This window comes from Methanoregula sp., from assembly GCF_002835825.1.
GTDB lineage: Archaea > Halobacteriota > Methanomicrobia > Methanomicrobiales > Methanospirillaceae > Methanoregula.
This window is the reverse complement of sequence record NZ_PIZH01000681.1, coordinates 1-1130: the sequence shown is the minus strand read 5'-3', so window position 1 is coordinate 1130 and position 1130 is coordinate 1. Positions and strand designations below refer to the sequence as shown.

The following is a 1130-nucleotide window of genomic DNA, read 5'->3' as shown; positions in this document are numbered from 1 at the left end:
ATTGAGAACGGACTCCCGGAGATATTTTTCGATCCGGATTTTCGGCTTGTCGCTCATGGATGTCCCTCACGCTCTTTTTCTATTGAGTGGAAAGGGCATGCTTCCCGAGAGGATCCGCGGGGAGCCTCTCAGGGGAAACGATGAAGGTCAGGATGTTTTTGCCGGTGTCGCGCCGGTAGCGAATTTCATTCACCATTTTCCGCATGAGAAATATGCCGAGCCCGCCGGCTTTTCGCCGGGCAATATCGGGACGGAGATCCGGCTCGGGGATGGAAAGGGGATTGAAAGGTATTCCGGAATCCTCGATCTTGATGACGATCCTGCCGCGGCCGCTCCGCCGGCACGTCAGCGCGACATCGCCCGCTTCTTCCGGGTAGGCGTAGCGGCAGATATTGACCAGGGCCTCTTCCGCGGCCAGCTCGATTTCGTTTGTTCTGGATTCCGAATAACCGCATTGACGGGCGCAGCCGGACACAAACTGTATGAGGCGCCTCAGGTTTTCCATTCTGGCGGGCAATGTGATCGTTGACATGAAGGATGATCCTGGCAGATCAGGTCCCGGCCAGGGCCGAGTCCACGGATTCCGCAATGGTGAATATGGAACTGAAACCGGAGATCTCGAAGACCTCTTTCACCGTTCCCTTCAGGGCGGCGAGAATCAGATCCCCCTGCCGGGGCTCCAGCTTCTTGGCCGTGGTCAGGACGCACTGCAGCCCTGCGCTGCTGATGTATTCCAGGCCGCTGAGGTCCAGGATAAAGCGGGTCTCGCCCGCGGCGATCTGTTCATCCAGGATCTTTTCAAAATCCATGGAGCACAGGGCGTCCATCCTGCCTGTGACGGAAACGATGACCGTGTTCTTTTCCTTGCGGCAAGCCACTTCCATGCGGAACCTCCGGGATGTCTGTTTGTCCGGGAAAGCCTGACGTTTGTAATGCCCGTGATGCCTGAAACGCTACCATGGATACAAAGGGGCGGTCAAGGGAAGAAAAACTATTCTTCCGGGATGAGTTCGAATATCGTGACCTCCGGCGGCGGGGGGAAAAGGAGGGGCGGTCTCCAAGTTCCCGTCCTGCGGCGGGCGTAGGTCCGGGATGGTTTCGGGGATGCAGAGCCGGCGGTGATGGGAGGG

2 protein-coding genes are annotated in these 1130 nt (G+C 58.0%); both read right to left on the bottom strand.

Going from position 1 to position 1130, the window contains the following annotated elements:
• Window positions 1-79: 79 nt before the first annotated feature.
• Complete coding sequence (locus CW742_RS14395) at window positions 80-532, bottom strand: ATP-binding protein (protein WP_292421560.1); 453 nt, start codon at window positions 530-532, stop codon at window positions 80-82.
• A gap of 19 nt (window positions 533-551) precedes the next feature.
• A complete protein-coding gene (locus tag CW742_RS14390) occupies window positions 552-884 on the bottom strand; it encodes an STAS domain-containing protein (protein ID WP_292421558.1) in 333 nt (110 codons plus the stop codon).
• Window positions 885-1130 lie beyond the last annotated feature (246 nt).